We start from the raw sequence: 22,583 nt of genomic DNA, 5'->3' as shown, positions 1-22,583 counted from the left end.
AAGGCCAACCGTATGGTTGCGCCTGCTGTCTCGTCGTCAGTACTTGAGCCGGATGGATCGTTTCCAGCATGGACGTTCGGCGCGCACTTTAGGGCGTGAACCAGGCAAGATCAACAGGCAATCCCCACCTGTTCGTCGCGGATCGACGAGCAGTTACTGGAATAACCGACTCGTATTACCGACAGATGTTCCTGAGCAGGCTCAAACGTAAATAATTGTGGAACAGGCAGGGATCTGGCGGCGAACCCCTGAAAAGCTGTGTTCATTGCAGGTCGGTGATATTTCACTGCAAGAACCCGCAAGTAAGCTCTGTGGACCGTTGATCAGTGGTTCGCTGGATCACCCGTCGAGGCAGGGAGTGTTCACATTTATGGCCACACAGTCAGCGCCTGCGAGTGGCCAAAAAAAGCATAAATTTTTTGTTACTACAGCGGGGGCGCCCGCTCACAGACGCCCCCGTTGATTCAGGAGGCCACCGTCTCGGCCGGGGAGACGATGCTGGTCTTGGCACCGCGAGAGCGCCCCGAACTCAGGTAGGCGGCAATTGACTCCTGGGTAACCTCGCCAAGGAACACCTGCTCGGCGTCCAGCACCGGCAACCACGCCCGGTTGAACTCGTACATCCGCGACAACAGGATGCGCAGGTGCTCATCGTGCGAAGCGGTGGCGTTGAACTGACGCAGGAAGTCAGCACACGTGCCCTGTTGCCGATGCATGTCGCGGCGGCGCACATAGCCCAGCGCCTTGTTCGCCGCGTCGGTCACCACCACGTAGCGGCGGTCGTGCTCGTCGAGCAGCTCCAGCGCATCGGCCACTGGTGTTTCCGGGCTGACCGACGGCGCGTTGTCGGCGGCGTCCTCGGCGCGCACCAGCAGCAGCCGCTTGAGGGTGCTGTCCTGGCCGACGAAGTTGCTGACGAAGTCGTCCACCGGGTGCGCCAGCAGGGTATCCGGATGATCCAGCTGGAGGAGCTTGCCCGCGCGGAAGATAGCGATCTTGTCACCCAGCTTGATCGCTTCGTCGATGTCGTGGCTGACCATGATCACGGTCTTGTTCAGCGCCCGCTGCATCTCGAAGAACTCGTTCTGGATCATCTCGCGGTTGATCGGGTCAACCGCGCCGAACGGTTCATCCATCAGCAGCACCGGCGCATCGGCGGCCAGTGCGCGGATCACGCCGATGCGCTGTTGCTGGCCACCGGACAACTCGCGGGGGTAACGCTGCAAGTACTGCTTGGGTTCAAGCTTGATCATGCTCATCAGTTCGCGCGCGCGGTCGTGGCAGCGCTGCTTGTCCCAGCCGAGCAGGCGCGGCACTACGGTGATGTTCTCTTCGATGGTCATGTTGGGGAACAGACCGATCTGCTGAATCACATAGCCGATACTGCGGCGCAGGCTGACTTCGTCCAGCCCGGTGGTGTCCTCGCCGTTGATGAACACCTGGCCTGAGGTCGGTGTGATCAGGCGGTTGATCATCTTCAAGGTGGTGCTCTTGCCGCAGCCCGACGGGCCGAGGAACACGCAGATTTCGCCTTCGTTGACGGTCAGGTTGACCGAGTCGACGGCTTTGACGTCCTTGCCGTTGGCATGGAAGGTCTTGCTGAGGTTCTTCAATTCGATCATGAGCGCAGTCCTCGTGGAGTCAGGGCACGTTGCAGGGCTTGCAGGAGCAGGTCGGCGACAATCGCCAGCAGGCTCACCAGCACCGCGCCGACCAGCAGCATCGACATGTCGCTGCGGCTGATGGAAGTCAGAATAAGTACACCCAGGCCACCGGCGCCGATGGTCGCGGCGATGGTCATTACGCCGATGTTCATCACCACGGCGGTGCGCACCCCGGCGAGGATCACCGGCACGGCGATCGGCAGCTCGACCATGCGCAGGCGCTGGCCGAAGGTCATGCCGATACCGCGGGCGGCTTCACGGATGCCCGGTTCGACGTTGGTCAGGGCCAGGTAGGTGTTGCGCAGGATCGGCAGCAGTGAATAAAGGAACACCGCCGTGATCGCCGGCAATGGGCCCAGGCCCTGGCCGAACTTGGAGTAGAACGGCAGCAGCAGGCCGAACAAGGCAATCGAGGGAATGGTCAGCAGCACCGTGGCGCTGGCCTGCAGCGGGCCGGCCAGGACCGGGAAGCGTGTCATCAGAATGCCCAGCGGCACGCCGAAGACAATCGCCAGGCTGACCGCGATGCCGACCAGGGTGATGTGCTGCCAGGTCAGCTGCAGCACCAGCGCCCAGTCGAGGTGGGCAAAGGTATCGAACAGGCTCATGGCTGTACCTCTTTGTCGGCAGTGCCGGGCAGCGGATGCTCACGCAGGAATGCAGCGGCAACCACCGACGGGCTCTGGTGTTCGACGTCGACCTTGGCATTGAGCTGGCGCATGGTCTCGTCGTCCAGTTGCTCGGCCAGCGGCTTAAGCAGGGTGGCCAATTGCGGGTTGGCGTCGAGCACCGCTTTACGTACCACCGGCGCAGCGGTGTAGTCGGGGAAATAGTGCTTGTCGTCTTCCAGCAAGGTCAGATTGAACGCGTTGAGGCGACCATCTGTGGTGTACACCAGGCCGGCAAACACCTGATCGTTGCGCAGCGCGGTATAGACCAGGCCGGCGTCCATCTGGCGGATGTTGGCGCGGCCGACCTGCAGGTCGTACAGCTCTTTCAGGCCCACCAGGCCATCCGGGCGATTGGCGAACTCGGTGTCCAGCGCGACCAGATGCTTGCGCTTGTGCTCATCACGCAGCACCTGATTGAGCTGGCTGATGTTGCGCACCTGCGGATACTCTTCGGCGACCTTGCTGGGCAGGGCCAGGGCGTAGGTATTGCTGAACCGCGACGGGGTCAGCCAGATCAGGTCCTTTTTCGCGTCCAGCTGTTTGACCTTGGCGTAGGTCGCTTCGGCACTGGGCATGCGCTCGTCGATATGGTTGTACGAGACCAGCGACACACCGGTGTATTCCCACATCAAATCGAGCTGGCCGGTCTCTTGCGCCTGGCGCGCCAGGCTGCTGCCCAGGCCGCCGGTCACGCGCACGGCAAAGCCATTGGCGCGCAGGTATTGCGCGGTGATTTCGGCGAGTACCGTCTGCTCGGTGAACACCCGGGCACCGATGCGAATCAGCGGTTTTTCCGCCGCTTGGGCAAATCCTGCCAACAGCAGGCCCGCGCCAAGCAACAAGGCGATGGTTTTTCTCATGGGTTCCCTCTACTTATTGAGCCAGGCCGCGTTCCAGCCAGCGCTTGCTGGAGAAACTCACCAGCACATCCAGCAACAACGCCAACGCCGCCGTGCAGGCCGCGCCGAGCAGTAGCTGTGGCTGATTGTTCAAGGCAATGGCAGGAAAGATCAGGCTGCCAAGGCTGTTGGCGCCGATCAGAAACGCCAGCGGCGCGGTGCCGACATTCAGTGCCAGAGCAACCCGCACGCCGCCGACAATGATCGGCACGGCGTTGGGCAGTTCGACTTGCCAGAGTTGCTGGCGCGGAGTCATGCCGATGCCGGTAGCGGCTTCCTTGAGTGAGGCGGGGACGTTTTTCAGGCCTTCGTAGGTGTTGCGCACGATCGGCAGCAGGGAGGCGAGAAACAGCGCGAAGATCGCCGGGCCTGCGCCGATGCCCAGAACACTCAGGGCGATGGCCAGTACGGCCAGGGGAGGGATGGTGTTGCCTACGTTGAAGAACTGCATGAAGCGCTCGGCTTTGTCGACCCGGTGCGGTCGACTCAAGGCAATCCCGGCGGGGATGCCCACGGCCAACGCCGCCGCCATCGAAGCCAGCACCAGCACAAGGTGCGCTTGCAGGTAAAACCACAGATCGTCGCGATAACGCGCGATCGTGTCGAGGCCGATCCAGTGGATCAGCAGGGCCAGGATGACAAGCGCGGTGGCCCATCCCATCAGCCCTTTTCCGTAGCGTCTAGCCACAGGTGGACTCCTTTTCTTGTCGTCGGCGAACAGTGCTGCGCAGCGCGGCCAGTGCAGGCGGCGGGCAGAGTGATCGCGAGTAGCAGCGTGGCGCTCAGCGAAGCTGCGCGGACATGCCATGAGCCAAGCCCCGTCGGGCTCGAAAATGCAGGTATTACCAGCCCCAAACTGCAATGGTCAGCGGGGGGTGGACGTCTCCGGGGACGCAAAGGTTCCCATCTGAGGCGGCATTTGGCCAGCCAATTATTCTTCGCAAGCCCTTGTTTCCAGATGCACTTTTGCTCTGTAGCCCTATTGAATCAAGGCGCGCGGCCAACTCCGACGAGCGGTCGTGCACTCATGCAAATTACCAATAAGGCGGCTTTTATCATGTTGAATCACAGCTACGATCGGTCATTTATCGCCACCATCCAGTGCGTCACGCCTGGGCGTGAAGGCTATTTTGATTGCGCCAAACTGGCAGAGCGCGAAGGGCAGGCTGCCCGCGCTGCGGATGACTGGATGATCGTCACGTCCTTGACGTTACGCGAGCCGCATCTGTTCTGGTTCCGATGCCTGTTTGACGAGTCCAGGGGACGGCCATACTACGATATCCAGTCCTGGAGCCGGCGCACCGGCCGCGACTTCCAATCCAGCAATCGTCACCTGGACTTCAATCACAACGGTTATCCAGGCTTGTACCCACAGGTGCCTGAAGATGCCAGGTTGTGGAAGTTCATCACTCGGCAAGAGGACGGTAACCAGGCCAGCATGACCTCGATTGTCGAGGCAGGCCAGCAGCTCGACGGGCAGATCTGGACCCGCTCCAATCTTGCTCTGCGCGCCATGGAGCCCGAGCATGTCGCCGATCACTGGTTTGCCTATGTGAATACCAGCAAAGGTGAGGTGCTGGATGTACGGCTTGAAGTGCTGCATATCGGCGAGGAGTTGATGGACGATCAGTAAAGGCTCCGCGGCGCTTTGGCTGACAGGGCGCAGCCCTCGCTTAGTAGGTAGCGATAGATCGGCATGCTTTGGGCGGGTTCGCTCTCGTCAGCAGGCCTTTTGGCTTGGCCGCCAAGTTCAGGTACAATATCGCCCCTTTTTCGATCCCCATTCAGGCGATTTCCCATGACCAACCAGGCCGCCGAAGTCGCGAAGCGCCGCACTTTCGCAATCATTTCCCACCCCGACGCCGGTAAGACCACCATCACCGAGAAACTCTTGCTGATGGGCAAGGCCATTGCCGTCGCCGGTACCGTGAAGTCGCGCAAGTCCGACCGCCACGCCACCTCCGACTGGATGGAAATGGAGAAGCAACGCGGTATCTCCATCACCACCTCGGTCATGCAGTTCCCTTACCGCGAACACATGATCAACCTGCTCGACACCCCGGGCCACGAAGACTTCTCGGAAGACACCTACCGCACCCTGACCGCAGTCGACTCGGCCCTGATGGTGCTCGACGGTGGTAAAGGCGTCGAGCCACGCACCATCGCCCTGATGGACGTCTGCCGTCTGCGTGACACGCCAATCGTCAGCTTCATCAACAAACTCGACCGCGATATCCGCGACCCTATCGAGCTGCTCGACGAGATCGAAGCGGTACTCAAGATCAAGGCCGCGCCAATCACCTGGCCGATCGGTTGCTATCGCGACTTCAAGGGCGTTTACCATCTGGCCGGCGACTACATCATCGTCTACACCCCAGGCCATGGTCACGAGCGCACCGAGGTCAAGATCATCGAGAAACTCGACTCCGATGAAGCCCGCGCGCACCTGGGTGACGAGTACGATCGCTTCCTTGAGCAACTGGAGCTGGTACAAGGCGCCTGCCACGAGTTCAACCAGGAAGAGTTCCTCAACGGCCAACTGACCCCGGTGTTCTTCGGTACCGCGCTGGGCAACTTCGGTGTCGACCATGTGCTCGATGCTGTGGTCGACTGGGCGCCACGCCCGCTGGCGCGCGTAGCCAACGAGCGGACCGTCGAGCCGGTCGAAGAGAAATTCACCGGCTTCGTGTTCAAGATCCAGGCCAACATGGACCCGAAACACCGCGACCGCATCGCCTTCATGCGCATCTGTTCGGGCAAGTACGAAAAGGGCATGAAGATGCGTCACGTGCGCACCGGCAAGGACGTACGCATCGGCGACGCCCTGACCTTCTTCTCCTCCGAGCGTGAGCAACTGGAAGAAGCCTTTGCCGGCGACATCATCGGCCTGCACAACCACGGCACCATCCAGATCGGCGACACCTTCAGCGAAGGCGAAAGCCTAGGCTTCACCGGCATCCCGCACTTCGCCCCGGAATTGTTCCGCCGCGTGCGGCTGAAAGACCCGCTCAAGTCCAAGCAGCTGCGCCAGGGCCTGCAGCAGCTCGCCGAAGAAGGCGCGACCCAGGTGTTCTTTCCGCTGCGCAGCAACGACATCATCCTCGGTGCGGTCGGTGTGCTGCAGTTCGACGTGGTCGCCAGCCGCTTGAAGGAAGAGTACAAGGTCGAGTGCGGCTACGAGCCGATCACGGTCTGGTCGGCGCGCTGGATCAGCTGCGACGACAAGAAGAAGCTCGAGGAATTCGAGACCAAGGCTGTGGAGAACCTTGCCGTCGATGGCGGCGGTCACCTGACCTACCTCGCCCCGACTCGGGTCAACCTGGCGCTGATGGAAGAGCGCTGGCCGGACGTGAAATTCCGCGCCACGCGGGAACATCACTGATCTGATTATTGGGGCCGCATCTGCGGCCCCAATGCTGTTCAGTTACCGGCTTTGATACTGGTCCACAGGCGAGTGCGAATGCGGTCGATCTTGGCGGGCATCGCCTCCAGTGCGTACAGCTTGCCCATCACATCGTCACTCGGGTAGATCATCGTGTTGCTTTTAAGTGCAGGGTCGACCAGCGTGTCGGCCTTGAGGTTGCCATTGGCGTACTGCACATGGTTACTGATGTTGGCCATCACCTCAGGCTGCAACAGGTAGTTCATGTAGGCGTAGGCCTGCTTCTCGTCGGGCGCATCGGCTGGCATGGCGACCATGTCGAACCACATCGGCGCACCTTCCTTGGGGATCGAATAGCCAACCCTGACGCCGTTCTTGGCTTCTTCGGCGCGGTTCTTCGCCTGCAGCACATCGCCGGAGAAGCCGACCACCACGCACACGTCGCCATTGGCCAGGTCGCCGGTGTACTTGGATGAGTGGAAGTAGCTGATGTACGGGCGCACCTTCATCAGCAGTTCTTTGGCTTTCTCGTAGTCCTTCGGATCCTGGCTGTGGTGCGGCAGGCCGAGGTAGTGCAGGGCAATCGGCAGCAGCTCGGGGCCGTTGTCGAGCACCGCCACACCGCAGCTCTTGAGCTTGCTCATGTACTCGGGCTTGAAGATCAGGTCCCAGGAATCGACCGGCGCGTTGTCGCCGAGCACCGCCTTGACCTTGTCGATGTTGTAGCCGATGCCGGTGCTGCCCCACAGGTAGGGGAAGCCATACTGGTTGCCCGGATCGTTGACCTCCAGCGCCTTGAGCAGCACCGGATTGAGGTTCTGCCAGTTGGGCAGTTGGCTCTTGTCGAGCTTCTTCAGGGCCTTGCCCTGGATCTGCCGGGCCATGAAGTGGTTCGACGGGAACACCACGTCATAGCCGGAGTTGCCGGTCATCAGCTTGCCGTCGAGGGTCTCGTTGCTGTCGAACACGTCATAGGTCGGGACGATGCCGCTGGCCTGCTGGAAGTTCTTCAGGGTATCGGGGGCGATGTAGCTCGACCAGTTGTAGATCTTTACCGACTCGGCGGCGTTGCTGACACAAGCGGCGAGCATCAGGGGAGCGATTAGAAGCGTGCGCATGTCCGGGGTACCTTGCTTTGTGTGTTGTTATCGAAGGACGGCAGAGGCGATCAGCGATCAGAAAATCAATACATAGGTCTTGCGCACGGTTTCTTCGATGTCCCAGATTCCGGTGCTGTTGGCCGGTAGCATCAGTGCGTCTCCGGCTTCTATGAGTAGCGGTTCGCCTCCATCAGGGGTGAAGGTGCAGCGGCCCTTGATGAAGTGGCAGAACTCCTGCTGCACGATCTGCCGGCGCCAGCGCCCTGGGGTGCACTCCCAGATACCGGTTTCGACCCCATCGCTGCGTTCGACGCTGGTCACCGACGTCACGGCGACTGGCTCACCGAGCGGCACGGCGACCGGGTTGGATTCCTCGAGTACGGCGCTGTCGGTGTGTTTGAACTGGGTGATGCTCATGACCAGTGAATCCTGTGTTGAGAAAAGGGCAAGTCAGTGCATGAAGCCTTCCATGAAGTCGGCCACACCGCTGGCCAGGCGCCGGCGCCAGGGGGCGCTGGCGGGGTTGGCGAGGGTGCGGTCTTCATGGACGAAGCTGCGGATGATCGCGTTGTAGCCCAGCCAGCGGCAGGGCTCGGGCGGCCAGCTCGCCAGGCTCGTCAGCGGGCAGTTGTCGTGTACCCAGGGCTGTGCGGTCAGCTGGTTGTGCTGGCCAAGAATCAGCGCCGCCAGGGTGCGCCCGCCCAGGTTGGTCGCGCCTACACCTTCGCCGCCGTAGCCGCCGGCGAGGGCGATGCCGCGCTGACGATCACACAGCATGTGCGGGCGGAAGCGCCTGGCCATGCCCAGGTTGCCGCCCCAGGAATGGGTAATACGGGCGTTTTTCAGCTGCGGGAACAGCTCGCCTAACAGATAGCGGCGCAGCTCGATCTCGTGGTCCTTGAGGTTGAAGTCTTCGCGCAGGCGGCCGCCAAAGCGATAGCCACCACGCGCACCGAACACCAGGCGGTTGTCGGCGGTGCGCTGGCCGTAGGTGACCTGGCGGCTGTTCTCGCTGAAGGCCTGCCCCTGGTTCAGGCCGATCTGCTCCCAGGTCGACTCCGGCAACGGCTCGGTGGCGACCAGCAGGCTCTGCACCGGCAATTGGTGCTTGCCTAGCGGCGGCAGGCTGGCTGCGTAACCCTCCACGGCCGGCACCAGCCAATGAGCGCGAACGTTGGCATGGGGCGTGCGCACCATGCCAGGCTGCAGATCAAGCGCAGGGCTGTTCTCGTAAATGGTCACGCCCATGCGCTCGACCGCTCGGGCCAGGCCGCGCACCAGTTTGGCCGGCTGGATGGTGGCGGTGTGCGGGCTGAAGATCGCCCCGTAAGGGCTGCTAACGCGCAGCTGTGCATCCAGTTGTTCAGGACGCAGCCAGCGGTAGTCGTCTTCGTTCATGCCCTGGCGGTAGAGGTCGTCGAGGTGGGCACGCAGGCTGCGCTCCTGCTCCGGATACCGCGCTGCGCAGTACAGTACGCCGCCTTTGCGGTAGTCGCAGTCGATGCCCTCATGCTGCAGCACGTTGTGCACTTCGTCAGGGATGCCATGCAGCAAGTCGATACTGGCGCGGCGCAACTGCGGCGACAGGGTAGCGAGCAGGCGGTCTTCGCCCAGCAGGTTGCCCATCAGCCAGCCGCCGTTGCGCCCGGAGGCACCGAAGCCGGCGATGTTGGCTTCGACAATGGCAATGCTCAACTGCGGCGCCTGCTGTTTCAGGTAATAAGCGGTCCACAGGCCGGTGTAGCCAGCGCCGATGATGCACACGTCGACATCGAGGTCCTTGGCCAGGGCCGGGCGGGCGTCGAGGGGCTCGTCGAGCTGGTCCATCCAAAGGCTGATCGTGCGCCAGGGTTGCATCAGGTGCAGCTCCACATCGGTAAGGTCTGTGGCTGATCCTAGGTTGCGCTGGCGGCGGCTGTCTTACGTGCGTGCACGCAGCGAAAGTTGTTTTACGTAAGCCTTGGGCGACAGCCCGGTGTGCTCGCGAAACGCCTTGTAGAACGCCGACAGTGAGTTGAAACCGGCGCCGAACGCCAGCGCATCCATGGTGGCACCGCCGCTGCTGCCGTCGAGCCCGGCCAGCAGGTGCTGCAGACGCGCCTGGTTGACGTAGCGATAGAAGCTCTGGCCGAGCACCTGATTAAGCAGGTAGGAAATCTGATTGCGGCTGTAGCCGCTGTCCTTGGCCACTTGTTGCAAGTCCAGCTCAGGGTCCAGGTAGGGCCGCTGGCGCTGAAAGTAATGCTCAAGATCCTGAGCCATGGTGCTCAGCTGACGCGGTGACAGGCCCAGCCGGCTGGTGGCAGGGCGCAGGCCGCCGTTGCTGATGCTCTTGCTGCCCTGACGGACCAGTGTGGCGTATTCGTTGACCCGCCAGATCAAGCCGTCCTTGACGGTGATCGCCTCACTGGAGTGAAACGCAGTCAGGCCATCGCCGCCCTGCACCGTGACCTCGTACTGGATGAAGGCGGTGCAGCCGTCGACCCTGATGCGGTCACTGTGAATGATGTCTTCGCCTGCTTCACGGGGCAGGCAGACGCGTACGTATTCGCGCAGCTCGGCATGGCCCATTACACGGTTCTGAAAGAAGTCGTGGTACTCGACGTCGGAGTGATAGAGGGCCATCACCCCATCGAGGTCGCGGTGTTTCCAGCATAGGTGATAGCGCAGCACGGTGTCGGCTGTAACGGGCGTCTGGGCGGGGCCGTCGGGCAGGGTAATCGATGTCATGGGGTGATGGTGCCGGGCCGCTCAGCGCCGGGCAAGTGCGCGTTGCCGAGGCCCCATTGCAGAAACCCTGAGCGGTATATGGTCATTCGGGTTTTATGCACGATCCTCCCTATACGTTTTTTTGTAACTCTTTGATTTATATAAATGTAATTTTTTGTCGCAATTGGCACAGTGTCTGCACCAGTGCAAGTGCAAGCAAACGGAACCGTTGCTAACTACAAAAGGCGCTGCCACATGATTACCACTGCCGAGCTATCACCCACTGTCGCCGATGCCTCGAACCATTCGGGCGTGTCCTGGGCGGCGATCTTCGCCGGTGCCGCTGCTGCTGCGGCCCTTTCATTGATCCTGATGATCCTGGGCGCGGGCCTGGGCTTCGCTGCAACTTCGCCATGGGCTCATGAGGGCGCCAGTGCCAAGGCGCTGGGTATCTCGACCATCATCTGGCTGCTGCTGACGCAGATTATTGCTTCGGGCGCCGGTGGCTATATTGCCGGTCGCCTGCGGGTAAAGTGGGCCAATCTGCATGCTGATGAAGTGTACTTCCGCGACACCGCGCATGGCTTCCTGGCCTGGGCTGTGGCGACTCTGGTAACCGCAGTGCTGATCGTCAGCATGCTCGGCAACGTCCTCAGCGCTGGCGCGCAGGCCGGTGCAGCTGCAGTGGGCGGCGCCGCTACCGCTGCGACCGCAGTAGTTGGCAAGACCGATGCTGACCCAATGGGCTATTACATCGACAACCTGTTCCGCAGCGAAGGCCCAGCGCCTGTAACAGACGACGCTGCCACCGCAGTTGCCGGTCGCATCGTTGCCCGTGCCGTAGCCAACGATGGTGCTCTGTCTGCTGATGACCGTACCTACCTGGCGCAATTGGTCGCTCAGCGTACTCGCCTGACTCAGGCCGAGGCCGAAGCTCGCGTCGACCAGATCTATACCGAAGTGCAGCAGGATGCACAGAAAGCCAAGGTAGCTGCTCAAGAAGCCGCTGATACCGCCGCCAAGGTCGCTGCCTGGACCGCTCTGTGGACCTTCATCGGCCTGCTTTGCGGCGCGTTCTTCGCTTGCCTTGCTGCCCTGTTTGGTGGCCGTCAGCGTGATCAGGCTCGCTGGATCGACGTCGACGACGCGGCTTATGTCGGTCGCCGTACCGTTCACACCAACAGCGCGCCGATTCGCTAATCAACTGAACTGACCAGGAGAACTACCATGCGCTCGATTCTGCTTTGGATGATTGGGGTACCGATCCCTGTGATCATTTTGATCGCGATCTTCATGCACTGATAAAACCGGGGCCGCTTTGCGGCCCTTTCGCGACACTAGGCCGCACCTACACCGACCGCGCCATCCTCAGGATATGCGCGGTCCCTGTAGAGCGGCCTTGTGTCGCGATGGGCTGCGAAGCAGCCCCCAGCTATCTAAAGAAACTGCTCCGCGTAATGACACGCCACCTGCCGCGTCCCCACCTGCCGGAACGCCGGCACTTCCTTGCTGCACCGCTCCGTGGCATACGGGCAACGCTTGTGAAAGGCACAGCCATCTGGCGGATTCAACGGATTGGGCAGCTCCCCCACAATGCGAATCTTCGGCTTCAACGGGTCTGGATGAATCGCCGGCGTCGCTGACAACAACGCCTGGGTATAAGGGTGCAGCGGCTTGTCATAGATATCCGCCTTCGGCCCCATCTCCGCAGGCCTGCCCAGATACATCACCAACACCTGATCAGCCACATGCCGCACCACCGCCAGGTTGTGCGAGATGAATACGTAAGCGGTGTTGAATTCCTTCTGCAGGTCCATGAACAGGTTCAGCACCTGGGCCTGGATTGACACATCCAGCGCCGATGTTGGTTCATCCGCCACCAGCACCTTGGGCTGCAGCATCATCGCCCGGGCCAAGGCAATGCGCTGGCGCTGGCCACCCGAGAACATATGCGGATAACGCTGATAATGCTCCGGTCGCAAACCCACCTGCTGCATCATTGCCTGGACCCTCTCACGGCGTTCCTGCTTGCTCAGGGAGGTGTTGATCAGCAATGGCTCGGCCAACTGGTCACCAATCTTCTGCCGCGGATTGAGCGAGGCATATGGGCTCTGGAACACCATCTGCACATCACGGCGCAGTTGCTTGCGCTGCTCCTTGCTGGCGCCAGTGACTTCGGTGCCGGCGATCTGCAGCGAGCCGGCCGTGGGTTCTTCGATCAAGGTCAGGGCGCGGGCCAGGGTCGACTTGCCGCAACCCGACTCGCCGACCACCGCGAGGGTTTGGCCCGCTTCGAGCTCGAACGACACGCCATTGAGTGCCCGCACCAGGGCATGGCCCTTGAACAGGCCGCGAGAAACCTGGTAATGGCGGGTAAGGTCACGTGCGCTGAGTACGGCAGTCATCACGCCACCTCCTGGTTCAATGGATAGAAGCAGCGTGCCAGGCTCTGGCTCTTGGGCTCGAGCGCTGGTCGCTGCGTGCGGCAGTTGTCGCGCACATACGGGCAGCGCGGCGACAACAGGCAGCCCTGCGGCCGGTCATAGCGGCCGGGGACGATGCCGGGCAGGGTGGCCAAGCGTTCGGCACCGATGCTGTGCTCGGGGATAGCCGCCAGCAAGGCTTCGCTGTAGGGATGCGCGGGCACGTCGAACAGTTCGGGCACCTGACCAACTTCAACGGCCTGGCCGGCATACATCACGCAGACCCGCTTGGCGGTTTCGGCCACCACGGCGAGGTCATGGGTGATCAGGATCAGCGCCATGTTGCGCTCCTGCTGCAGGTTGACCAGCAGCTCCATGATCTGCGCCTGAATGGTCACATCCAGCGCCGTGGTCGGCTCGTCGGCAATCAGCAGCTTGGGCTCACCGGCGATGGCCATGGCGATCGCCACACGTTGGCTCATGCCGCCGGAAAGTTGGTGTGGGTAGGCCTGCAAGCGGCTTTCGGCAGCCGGAATCTCGACTTTTTCAAGCAGCTCCAGGGCCCGTTGTCGGGCCGCTTTGCCTTTCAGTCCAAGGTGCTGGCGCAGTACTTCTTCGATCTGGAAGCCGACCGTGTAGCTGGGATTGAGCGCGGTCATCGGGTCCTGAAAGATCATCGCGATATCCTTGCCGACGATCTTGCGCCGCTGCCGGCCACTGAGCTTGAGCATGTCGGTGCCGGCGAAGCTCATGGTGTCTGCGGTGATCCAGCCGGGGGCGTCGATCAAGCCCATCAGGGCCATCATGGTCACCGACTTGCCCGAACCGGACTCGCCGACGATGGCGACGATCTCGCCGGCATCGACCGCCAGGTCCAGGCCATCCACCACCGGCACTGCCGAGGCATCGCCGAAGCGCACATTGAGGTTGTTGATCTGCAATAGTGACATGGCGTGGTCCTCAGGCGGCGTTCTTGAGTTTCGGGTCCAGCGCATCGCGCAGTCCGTCGCCCATCAGGTTGATTGCCAGCACACTGAGCAATATGGTCAAACCGGGCAGGCTCACCACCCACCAGGCGCGTTCGATGTAGTCGCGGGCCGAGGCCAGCATGGTGCCCCACTCAGGCGTTGGCGGTTGCACACCCAAGCCAAGAAAGCCCAGTGCTGCGGCATCGAGGATGGCTGAGGAAAAGCTCAAGGTCGCCTGCACGATCAGCGGCGCCATGCAGTTCGGCAGCACGGTGACGAACATCAGCCGCGGCAGGCTGGCGCCGGCCAGGCGGGCAGCGGTGACGTAGTCGCGGTTGAGTTCGCCCATCACCGCGGCGCGGGTAAGGCGCACGTAGGCCGGCAGCGAAACGATGGCGATGGCGATCACGGTATTGATCAGGCCAGGGCCGAGGATCGCGACGATGGCCACTGCCAGCAGCAGCGAAGGCAGGGCCAGCATCACGTCCATCAGGCGCATGATCGACGGCCCGAGAATCCGCGGGAAGAACCCGGCCAAAAGGCCGAACAGCACGCCCGGGATCAGCGAAATCACCACCGACGACAGGCCGATCAGCAGCGACAGGCGCGCGCCCTGGATCAGCCGCGACAGCAGGTCACGGCCAAGCTCGTCGGTGCCGAGGATGAACTGCCAGGTACCGCCTTCGAGCCACACCGGCGGGGTCAGCAGGAAGTCGCGGTACTGCTCGCTCGGGCTGTGCGGTGCAACCCATGGCGCGAACAGCGCGCAAAACACCACCAGGGTCATGAATGCCAGGCCTGCGACCGCGCCCTTGTTGCGCGCGAACGCTTGCCAGAATTCCTTGTACGGTGACGGGTACAGCAGGCTTTGATCGACCGGGCTGGGCGCGGTCACGGTGTTGCGTGTATTACTGCTCATGACGGGGCCTCAGCGCTGGTGACGGATACGTGGATTGGCCAGGCCGTAGAGAATGTCCACGACGAAATTGACCAGAATGACCAGGCAGGCGATCAGCAGGATGCCGTTCTGGACCACGGGATAGTCACGGGCGCCGATGGCTTCGATCAGCCATTTGCCGATGCCCGGCCAGGAAAAGATGGTTTCGGTCAGGACCGCGCCTGCCAGCAACGCGCCGACCTGCAGGCCGAACACCGTCAGCACTGGGATCAGCGCATTGCGCAGGCCATGCACGAACACCACCCGCGCTGGCGACAGGCCCTTGGCGCGGGCGGTACGGATGTAGTCCTCGCGCAGCACTTCGAGCATCGACGAGCGGGTCATGCGGGCGATTACCGCCAGTGGAATGGTGCCAAGCACGATGGCCGGCAGGATCAGGTGCATGAGCGCATCCTTGAACGCGCCTTCTTCGTCACTGAGCAGGCTATCTATGAGCATGAAGCCGGTCCGCGGCTCAATATCCAGCAAGGGGTCGATGCGCCCGGATACCGGCGTCCAGCCAAGGCTCACCGAGAACAACATGATCAGGATCAGGCCCCACCAGAAGATCGGCATCGAGTAGCCGGCCAGAGAAAGCCCCATCACCCCGTGATCGAACAGCGAACCGCGCTTGAGGGCGGCGATCACCCCGGCGAGCAAACCGACGACGCCGGCGAAGAACAGCGCCGCCAGGGCCAGTTCGAGGGTCGCCGGGAACAGCGTGGTGAACTCGCTCCAGACGCTTTCGCGAGAACGCAGCGATTCACCCAGGTCGCCCTGGGCGAGCTGGCCGATGTAGTCCAGGTACTGCACCGGCAGCGGCTTGTTCAGGCCCAGGCGCTCCATGGCCTGGGCGTGCATTTCAGGGTCGACCCGGCGTTCGCCCATCATCACTTCGACCGGGTCGCCGGGGATCAGCCGAATCAGGGCAAAGGTCAGCAGGGTGATACCGAAGAACGTCGGAATCAGCAGGCCCAGACGTCGGGCAATAAAACTCAACATGCTTGGTGTACCTCATCAGCCGGCCAGCCCGTCATCGGGGCGGCTGGTCCGGATTGCGCCGCCGGCTCCCGTGCAGGCTGCCAGCGGTCATTGTTGTCGTGCTACTCCACCCGGGTTGTGGCGAAGTTATTGTTGGTCAGAGGGTTGAGCTGGTAACCCTCCACATTCGCACGCATGGCCGTGAACATTTTCGGATGGGCCATGCTGATCCAGGGTTGGTCGTCATCGTACACCGCCAAGGCCTTGAAATAGAGGTTTGCCCGTTGATCTTCGTCGATCACGGTGCGCGCCTGGCTGATCAGTGCCTGAAACTCAGAGTTGCACCAGCGGGCATAGTTCTCGCCGCTTTTGGCCGCATCGCAACTGAGCAGCGGAGTGAGGAAGTTGTCCGGGTCGCCGTTGTCGCCACCCCAGCCTGCAGAGACCAGATCGGCCTCGCCGTTTTTCGCCCGGCGCAGCATCTCGGCCCACTCCATCACACGGATCTCCAGCTTGATGCCGATCTGGGCGAGGTCGGCCTGGAGCATCTCGGCAGACAAGCGCGGGTTGGGGTTGGTCGGGCCGCCGCCGTTGCGCGTGAACAGGGTGAGCACGGTGCCGGGCGGCACACCTGCCTCTGCCAGCAACGCGCGGGCCTTGTCCAGATCGCGGGGTGGGTTGTGGTTGTCGGTATTGAAGCCGGGCATGCTTGGCGGATAAGGGTTGACCGCCATAAGCGCGTTGCCTTTGCCGAACAGCTGGTCAACATGCGCCTGGCGGTCGAAGGCCAGATTTATCGCGCGGCGCACGCGCACATCGCTGAGGTATTTGCGCTGGGTATTCATGGCAATGTAGCCGGTGACCAGCGCTTCCAGCTCTGCCACCTTCAGGCGTTTGTCCTGCTTGATCAAAGGCACATCATCAGGCTTGGGATACAGCGCGACCTGGCATTCGTTGGCGCGCAGTTTCTGTATCCGCACATTGTTATCAGTGGCGATCACGAAGATCAGCGGGTCGGCCGGCGGCTTGCCACGAAAATACTCCGGGTTAGCCTTGTAGCGCACCTGAGCATCCTTGCGATAACGCTGGAAGATGAACGGCCCGGTGCCGATCGGCCTGCTGTTGAGCAGGTTGGGGGTGCCGGCCTTGAGCAGTTGATCGCCATATTCGGCGGAGTAGATCGAGGTGAAGGCCATGGCCATGTCACGCAGGAACGGCGCTTCCGGCCGATTGAGGGTAAAGACCACGGTGAGCTGATCGGTCTTCTCGACCGACTTGATCAGTTTGCTGAACGCCATGCTTTCGAAGTACGGATAACCGACACTGGTCTTGTTGTGCCAGGGATGGTTCGGATCGAGTTGGCGGCGAAAACTCCAGAGCACGTCATCGGCGTTGAAGTCGCGGGTCGGCGTGAAGTAATCGGTGCTGTGGAATTTGACTCCTGGGCGCAAGTGGAAGGTGTAGGTCAGGGCGTCGGCACTGATCTCCCAACGCTCGGCCAGCGCTGGCTGGATATCGGTGGTGCCGGGTTTGAAATCGACCAGGCGGTTGAACACGGTCTCGGCCGAAGCGTCGGCAGTCACTGCGGTGGTGTACTGGACGATGTCGAAGCCTTCCGGGCTGGCCTCGGTGCACACCACCAGCGGCTTGGCCGCCACGTTTGCCGCTGCGGCGAGGGTCAACAGGGCTGCCAGGGCAGCGCGTAGGGATAGAGATGTCATGCAACCTCCCTGCTATGAATGATCCAGCGTAGCCGCCACGGCCGGCCTCAGCGAGCCGCGGCGGCAACGGTCAAAGGATGTTGAAAGGGATGGTGGTGACGATGCGCAGTTCATCCAGGCTGCCGTCGGACTGCGCCTTGCTGGCCCGGTGGGTGGTATAGGTAGCGCGGATGCTGGTGTCTTTCAATGGGCCGCTCTGCAGCACATAGCTGCTGCCGACACCCCACTCGTAGTGGGTCTCGCCGTCCAGACCGCGCACGTCATAGGCCGTACCGCGGTAGTGGGTGCCGTCGATGCCCCAGCCGCGGGCGTTGTACAGGTTGAACTTGAGTCCGGGCACGCCGTAATAAGCCATGTTCAGGACATAGGCCAGCTGCAGCGATTTCTCGTTGGGGCCGTTGAAGTCCGAAAGTAATGAGTTGGCCAGGTAGATGCCGTTGGTTTCATGCAGGTAGTCGAAATACTCGTTGCCCATGACCTGCTGCCAGGACGCCGTCAGGCTGTGCGCCTGATGAGTCAGGCCCAGCGACAGGCTGTAGGTGTCGTTATCGATTTTACCGAGCTTCTTGCGGCCTTCGTCCTCTGTTTTGTAGTAGTGCAGGGCGCTGGTCAGGCTCAGGCTTGCGCTGTCTCCCAGCACATGGTTGGCGCCGAAGTAGTACTGGTTCCAGAAGTCATCCACCTTGGCCGCGTACAGGCTGGCGCTCAGGTTGGGCAGCGGCTGATAGTTGAGGCCGACGGTTCTGGCGCGGTCGGTTTCCAGGCCAGCAGCGCCATACTCGCTGCGGAACTTGCTCAAGCTTTGTTCGGTACGTGGTGAGACTCGGTCGAAGCTGGCGAAGTCGAACGAGAGCTTGTCGAATTCGGCGCTGTGCAGGCTGACGCCTTGAAAACTCGAGGGCAGAGCACGGTTGCCGATGCTGGCCAGCATCGGTGTGTCGAGCGACTGGCGGCCCGCGGTCAGGGTGGTGTTGGAAATGCGCGCCTTGATATTGGCCAGGCCGGCTTTGCTCCACTGGTCGAGCGGGTCGCCATTGCTGTGGGTCAGGGTACGGTTGTTGGGGCCGGCCACCGAGCGGCGGTCGCGCTCCAGGGCTACAGCGTTGTAGGCCGCCACTTCTGCGGCGAAGCCGACAGTGCCTTGGGTGAAGCCTGAGCTGTAGTTGAGGATGCTGCCCTGCAGCCAGTTGCTGCGGCTATGCGTGTCGTGGCGGCTGCCGTCGCTTTTGCTGTACTTCCACAACGGCGCGCGTGCTGCGCGTTCGCGGGCATACCAGTTGCGGGTGCTGCCGGTGACGCTTTGGCCGTCGAAAAAGCCGCTGGCCTCGGCTTGGGCACTGGGCCTGAGCTTCAGGGTGAAGAACTCATCGCCGAGCGTGTCGGCCTGGGCGGCCGTGCAGAACGCACCTAGCGACAGTGCCAGTGCAGTGGTTACGGGTAGTTTCATGGCTACAGCTCCATTGTATTTTTTTAGTTATCGCCGCGCCTTGTGAGCGCGGGTGGTTGCGGTGTTGCCGGAGGACGCGGGGTGTCCGCGAAGAGGGCGGGCGCAGCGGCTCAGTCGACGCTGACGCCAGTGAAGTCATTGCGGCCAAATGGGCTGACCTTGAAGCCCTGGACCCGAGTGCTGAGCGGCTGATTGACCGTCGAATGGGCTACCGGGGTAATTGGTACCTGCTGCTTGAGGCGCTGCTGGGCCTGTTGATACAGCGCGCTGCGCTGGGCGGGGTCGGTGACCTGTTTGGCCTGCTGGACCAGTTGGTCGTACTCGCGATCGCACCAGCGCGAGTAGTTGTTGCTGCCGATGGCGGCGCAGCTGTAAAGCGTGCCCAGCCAGTTATCGGGGTCGCCGTTATCGCCGGTCCAACCGATCAGGGCGACGTCATGCTCGCCACTTTTCATCCGCTTGACGTATTCACCCCACTCGTAGCTGACGATGCGCACCTTGAAGCCGAGCTTGTTCCAGTCGGCCTGGAGCATCTCTGCCATCAACTTGGCGTTGGGGTTGTAAGGGCGCTGCACGGGCATGGCCCAGAGGGTGATTTCGGTGCCGGGCTTGACCCCAGCCTCGTCTAGTAGGCGCTTGGCCTTGGCCGGGTCGTAGAGTGCGTCCTTGATGCTGGTGTCGTAGGACCATTGCGTCGGCGGCATGGCATTGACGGCCAGTTGCCCGGCGTCCTGGTAAACCGCCTGCAGGATCGCCTGCTTGTTGACCGCCATGTCCATGGCCTGGCGCACCTGCAACTGGTCAAACGGCGCGTGCTGGGTGTTGTAGGCGATATAGCCGAGGTTGAAGCCCGGCATGCTCAACACCTGCAGGTTGTCGTCAGTGCTGAGCATCGGCAGGTCGGCAGGCCTTGGATTCAGGGTCACCTGGCATTCGTTACGCCGCAGCTTTTGCATTCGCACCGACGGGTCGACGTTGATCGAAAAGATCAGGTTGTCCAGCTGCACTTGCTCAGGCGCCCAGTATCGCGCGTTGCGCTTGTAGCGGATCTGCGAGTCTTTCTGATACTTGCTGAACACAAACGGCCCGGTGCCGATGGGCTTGCGGTTGATGTCGGTCGGGCGGCCTGTGGCGAGCAGCTGCTCGGCATACTCGGCGGAGAGGATCGAGGCGAAGCTCATGGCGATGTTCTGGATGAACGCTGCATCGACGCTATTCAGGGTGAAGCTGACGCTCAGCGGATCGTTGCTTTCGATCCTGGCGATGTTCTTGTCCAGGCCCATGCTGACGAAGTAGGGAAACTCGCTGGGGTACGCCAGGCGGAAGCGGTGCTGACGGTCGAGCATGCGCTGGAAGGTGAACAGCACGTCATCGGCGTTGAAGTCGCGGCTTGGCTTGAAGGTTGAGCTGCTGTGGAATTTCACCCCCGCACGCAACTTGAAGGAGTAATGCAGGCCGTCGTCGCTGACCTGCCAGCTTTCGGCCAGCGCTGGTTGCACTGCGGTGCCGCCGCGCTCGAACTCGACCAGGCGGTTGTAGATCGGTTCGGCGGCGTCATTGTCGGTGGCGCTGGTGTACTGGGCGGTGTCAAAGCCGGCCGGGCTGCCCTCGGAACAGAACACCAGGCTGTTGCCATGGCTGAGCGATGCCTGGGTCAGCAGGCCCAGGCCTAAGACAACCGAATACAGCGGAATATGGCGCATGGCAGATCCTTCTCCTCATCCAATGTCAGCCGCAGCGGGGGCGCTGGAACGGCAGCAATTGCTCGTTCCTGACGTTACGTCGGGAGGGAAGGGGGCGACAGGTTGTGATTTCCCCAAAGGCTGTAGGGATTTTCCGACGGAGGTGGGGGATCCGTCCGATGGCCTGATTACAGCGCCCACTGCCAAGGGCTGGCAGTGGGCCTGGCGGGGTTATTTGGCGACGCTGACGCCGTAGAAGGAGTTGAGGCCGAACGGGCTGATCTTGAAGTCCTGCACCGTGCTGCGCATCGGCTGGTACACCGTCGAGTGAGCGATCGGGGTAATCGGCACCTGCTGTTTGAGGATGTGCTGCGCCTGTTGGTACAGCTCGCTGCGCTTGGCTTGGTCAGGGGTGGCCTTGGCCTGCTTGATCAGGTCGTCATAGGGCTTGTAGCACCACTTGGAGAAGTTGTTGCCGTCGACCGCATCGCAGCCGTACAAGGTGCCCAGCCAGTTGTCCGGGTCGCCATTGTCACCGCTCCAGCCGATCAGCATGGCGCCCTGTTCGCCGCCTTTGGAGCGCTTGATGTACTCACCCCATTCATAGCTGACGATCTTGGCTTTGATGCCAACCTTGGCCCAGTCGGCCTGGAGCATCTCGGCCATCAGCTTGGCGTTGGGGTTGTATGGGCGCTGCACGGGCATGGCCCACAAGGTGATCTCGGTGCCTTCCTTGATGCCGGCCTCCTTGAGCAGCTGCTTGGCTTTTTCCGGGTCGTAGGGGGCGTCCTTGATGCTGCTGTCGTAAGACCACTGGGTCGGCGGTAGGGCATTGACTGCTAGCTGGCCGGCGCCCTGGTACACCGATTCAATGATCTGCGGCTTGTTCACCGCCATGTCCAGGGCCTGGCGAACCTTGAGCTGGGCCAGCGGGTTGGGCTGGTTGCTGCCTTTGATCTGGTCCATCACGTTGTAGGCGATATAGCCCAGGTTGAAGCCAGCCTGGTCAGGCATCTTAAGGTCTTTGTCGGCCTTGAGCGGCTGGATGTCGGCCGGTCGCGGGAACAGCGTCACCTGGCACTCGTTACGCTTGAGCTTCTGCATGCGCACCGAGGCGTCGGTGGTGATGGCGAAGATCAGGTTGTCGAGCTTGACCTCACCGGCTTGCCAATACTGCTTGTTGCCCTTGAAACGGATCAGCGCGTCCTTTTGATACTTGTTGAAAACGAACGGGCCGGTGCCGATCGGCTTCTGGTTGATGTCGGCCGGCTTGCCCTGCTTTAGCAGTTGATCGGCGTATTCCGCTGACTGGATCGAGGCAAAGCTCATCGCCATGTTCTGGATGAACGCTGCATCTACCTCATTGAGGGTAAAGCGCACGCTGTGCTCATCGATTTTTTCGACGCTGGCGATGTTGCGGTCCATGCCCATGTCGGTGAAATAAGGGAATTCGCTGGGGTAGGCCTTACGGAACGGGTGGTTCTTGTCGAGCATGCGCTGGAAGGTGAACAGCACGTCATCGGCATTGAAGTCGCGGCTCGGTTTGAAGTACGGCGTGGTGTGGAACTTGACCCCTTCGCGCAGGTGGAAGGTCCAGGTCTTGCCGTCGTCGGAGACGTCCCAACTGGTCGCCAGACCCGGAATCACCTTGGTGCTGCCGCGCTCGAACTGGCTGAGGCGATTGAAGATGGTCTCGGCTGAAGCGTCGAAATCGGTGCCAGTGGTGTACTGACCAGGATCGAAGCCTGCCGGGCTGCCCTCCGAACAAAACACTAGGTTGCTCGCGGCAAAGGCCGCCGGCGCCACGGCGAGCAAGCCTGCGCCGAATAAAAGCGGAATGACTGCATGTTTGAGCATGATGGCCTCATTGTTGTCATTTTTAGCTGAGATGGCCTTGTGAGCCGACCCATCGATCTTTATGCGCGGCAGATTGGCAATGCAACAGTGTGGGGGAGGGCTGGCAGGCGGAATGTGGAACGATCGTACGATAATGTCGCCT

Annotated in this window: 19 protein-coding genes; 3 read left to right on the top strand and 16 right to left on the bottom strand. The window is 61.7% G+C overall.

The genetic code is table 11. The features are described from left to right. Positions 1-464: 464 nt before the first annotated feature. From HU736_RS12905 to HU736_RS12890, 4 genes are read right to left on the bottom strand one after another with little or no spacing between them, the layout of a single operon-like run. Complete coding sequence (locus HU736_RS12905) at positions 465-1,622, bottom strand: osmoprotectant ABC transporter ATP-binding protein OsmV (RefSeq protein ID WP_101316727.1); 1,158 nt, start codon at positions 1,620-1,622, stop codon at positions 465-467. Continuing rightward, entirely contained in the window at positions 1,619-2,272 is a 654-nt protein-coding gene (locus HU736_RS12900) for an ABC transporter permease (RefSeq protein ID WP_101316729.1), read from the bottom strand. Before HU736_RS12900 ends, HU736_RS12905 begins: the two co-directional genes overlap by 4 nt. After that, positions 2,269-3,195, bottom strand: a complete 927-nt coding sequence (locus HU736_RS12895; protein WP_181089324.1) for a glycine betaine ABC transporter substrate-binding protein — start codon at positions 3,193-3,195, stop codon at positions 2,269-2,271. Before HU736_RS12895 ends, HU736_RS12900 begins: the two co-directional genes overlap by 4 nt. Positions 3,196-3,208: 13 nt before the next feature. Then, positions 3,209-3,895: an ABC transporter permease gene (locus HU736_RS12890; RefSeq protein WP_189691561.1), complete on the bottom strand. Its 687-nt coding sequence runs from the start codon at positions 3,893-3,895 to the stop codon at positions 3,209-3,211. A 396-nt stretch (positions 3,896-4,291) separates the two neighbouring features. Here HU736_RS12890 and HU736_RS12885 point away from each other — a divergent pair, with 396 nt between their 5' ends. Next, a complete protein-coding gene (locus tag HU736_RS12885; RefSeq protein ID WP_146047317.1) occupies positions 4,292-4,867 on the top strand; it encodes a hypothetical protein in 576 nt (191 codons plus the stop codon). Between the two features lie 165 nt (positions 4,868-5,032). Next, positions 5,033-6,616 (top strand): peptide chain release factor 3, encoded by a 1,584-nt coding sequence (locus HU736_RS12880; protein ID WP_103436129.1) that lies wholly within the window; start codon positions 5,033-5,035, stop codon positions 6,614-6,616. Between the two features lie 38 nt (positions 6,617-6,654). Here HU736_RS12880 and HU736_RS12875 read toward each other — a convergent pair whose 3' ends face one another. From HU736_RS12875 to HU736_RS12860, 4 genes are all read right to left on the bottom strand, one after another. After that, complete coding sequence (locus tag HU736_RS12875) at positions 6,655-7,734, bottom strand: polyamine ABC transporter substrate-binding protein (RefSeq protein ID WP_186697445.1); 1,080 nt, start codon at positions 7,732-7,734, stop codon at positions 6,655-6,657. Positions 7,735-7,791: 57 nt separating this feature from the next. Further along, the gene (locus HU736_RS12870) at positions 7,792-8,133 is read right to left on the bottom strand and encodes a cupin domain-containing protein (protein ID WP_103436131.1); all 342 of its coding nucleotides are present in this window, start codon (positions 8,131-8,133) and stop codon (positions 7,792-7,794) included. A 33-nt stretch (positions 8,134-8,166) separates the two neighbouring features. After that, positions 8,167-9,573 carry an NAD(P)/FAD-dependent oxidoreductase gene (locus HU736_RS12865; RefSeq protein ID WP_103438703.1) on the bottom strand — a complete coding sequence of 469 codons (1,407 nt, stop codon included), beginning with the start codon at positions 9,571-9,573 and terminating at the stop codon, positions 8,167-8,169. Between the two features lie 63 nt (positions 9,574-9,636). After that, positions 9,637-10,446, bottom strand: a complete 810-nt coding sequence (locus HU736_RS12860; RefSeq protein ID WP_103436132.1) for an AraC family transcriptional regulator — start codon at positions 10,444-10,446, stop codon at positions 9,637-9,639. Positions 10,447-10,680: 234 nt separating this feature from the next. Here HU736_RS12860 and HU736_RS12855 point away from each other — a divergent pair, with 234 nt between their 5' ends. Continuing rightward, positions 10,681-11,625 (top strand): hypothetical protein, encoded by a 945-nt coding sequence (locus HU736_RS12855; RefSeq protein WP_101316743.1) that lies wholly within the window; start codon positions 10,681-10,683, stop codon positions 11,623-11,625. A gap of 236 nt (positions 11,626-11,861) precedes the next feature. On the opposite strand, the gene HU736_RS12850 is transcribed toward HU736_RS12855, so the two are convergent. The 8 genes from HU736_RS12850 to HU736_RS12815 all read right to left on the bottom strand — a co-directional run bounded on the left by HU736_RS12850 (position 11,862) and on the right by HU736_RS12815 (position 22,441). Beyond that, positions 11,862-12,830, bottom strand: a complete 969-nt coding sequence (locus HU736_RS12850) for a peptide ABC transporter ATP-binding protein (protein WP_101316745.1) — start codon at positions 12,828-12,830, stop codon at positions 11,862-11,864. After that, positions 12,830-13,798, bottom strand: coding sequence for an ABC transporter ATP-binding protein (locus tag HU736_RS12845; protein WP_101316747.1), 969 nt, complete (start codon positions 13,796-13,798; stop codon positions 12,830-12,832). The genes HU736_RS12850 and HU736_RS12845 overlap by 1 nt, the downstream gene beginning before the upstream one ends. A 10-nt stretch (positions 13,799-13,808) precedes the next feature. Continuing rightward, a complete protein-coding gene (locus HU736_RS12840; RefSeq protein WP_181108495.1) occupies positions 13,809-14,735 on the bottom strand; it encodes an ABC transporter permease subunit in 927 nt (308 codons plus the stop codon). 9 nt (positions 14,736-14,744) lie between these two features. Then, complete coding sequence (locus HU736_RS12835; RefSeq protein WP_186697447.1) at positions 14,745-15,755, bottom strand: ABC transporter permease subunit; 1,011 nt, start codon at positions 15,753-15,755, stop codon at positions 14,745-14,747. Between the two features lie 101 nt (positions 15,756-15,856). Continuing rightward, positions 15,857-17,455: an ABC transporter substrate-binding protein gene (locus tag HU736_RS12830; protein WP_186697450.1), complete on the bottom strand. Its 1,599-nt coding sequence runs from the start codon at positions 17,453-17,455 to the stop codon at positions 15,857-15,859. 70 nt (positions 17,456-17,525) lie between these two features. Then, positions 17,526-18,902 (bottom strand): OprD family porin, encoded by a 1,377-nt coding sequence (locus HU736_RS12825; protein WP_103436137.1) that lies wholly within the window; start codon positions 18,900-18,902, stop codon positions 17,526-17,528. Positions 18,903-19,012: 110 nt separating this feature from the next. Beyond that, entirely contained in the window at positions 19,013-20,605 is a 1,593-nt protein-coding gene (locus tag HU736_RS12820) for an ABC transporter substrate-binding protein (RefSeq protein ID WP_186697452.1), read from the bottom strand. A gap of 210 nt (positions 20,606-20,815) precedes the next feature. After that, positions 20,816-22,441, bottom strand: coding sequence for an ABC transporter substrate-binding protein (locus HU736_RS12815; protein WP_186697454.1), 1,626 nt, complete (start codon positions 22,439-22,441; stop codon positions 20,816-20,818). Positions 22,442-22,583 lie beyond the last annotated feature (142 nt).

Source organism: Pseudomonas shirazensis, from assembly GCF_014268785.2.
In the GTDB taxonomy this organism is placed as follows: Bacteria; Pseudomonadota; Gammaproteobacteria; order Pseudomonadales; family Pseudomonadaceae; genus Aquipseudomonas; species Aquipseudomonas shirazensis.
The sequence above is the reverse complement of the archived record's forward strand: the minus strand, read 5'-3'. Positions and strand labels throughout refer to the sequence as shown.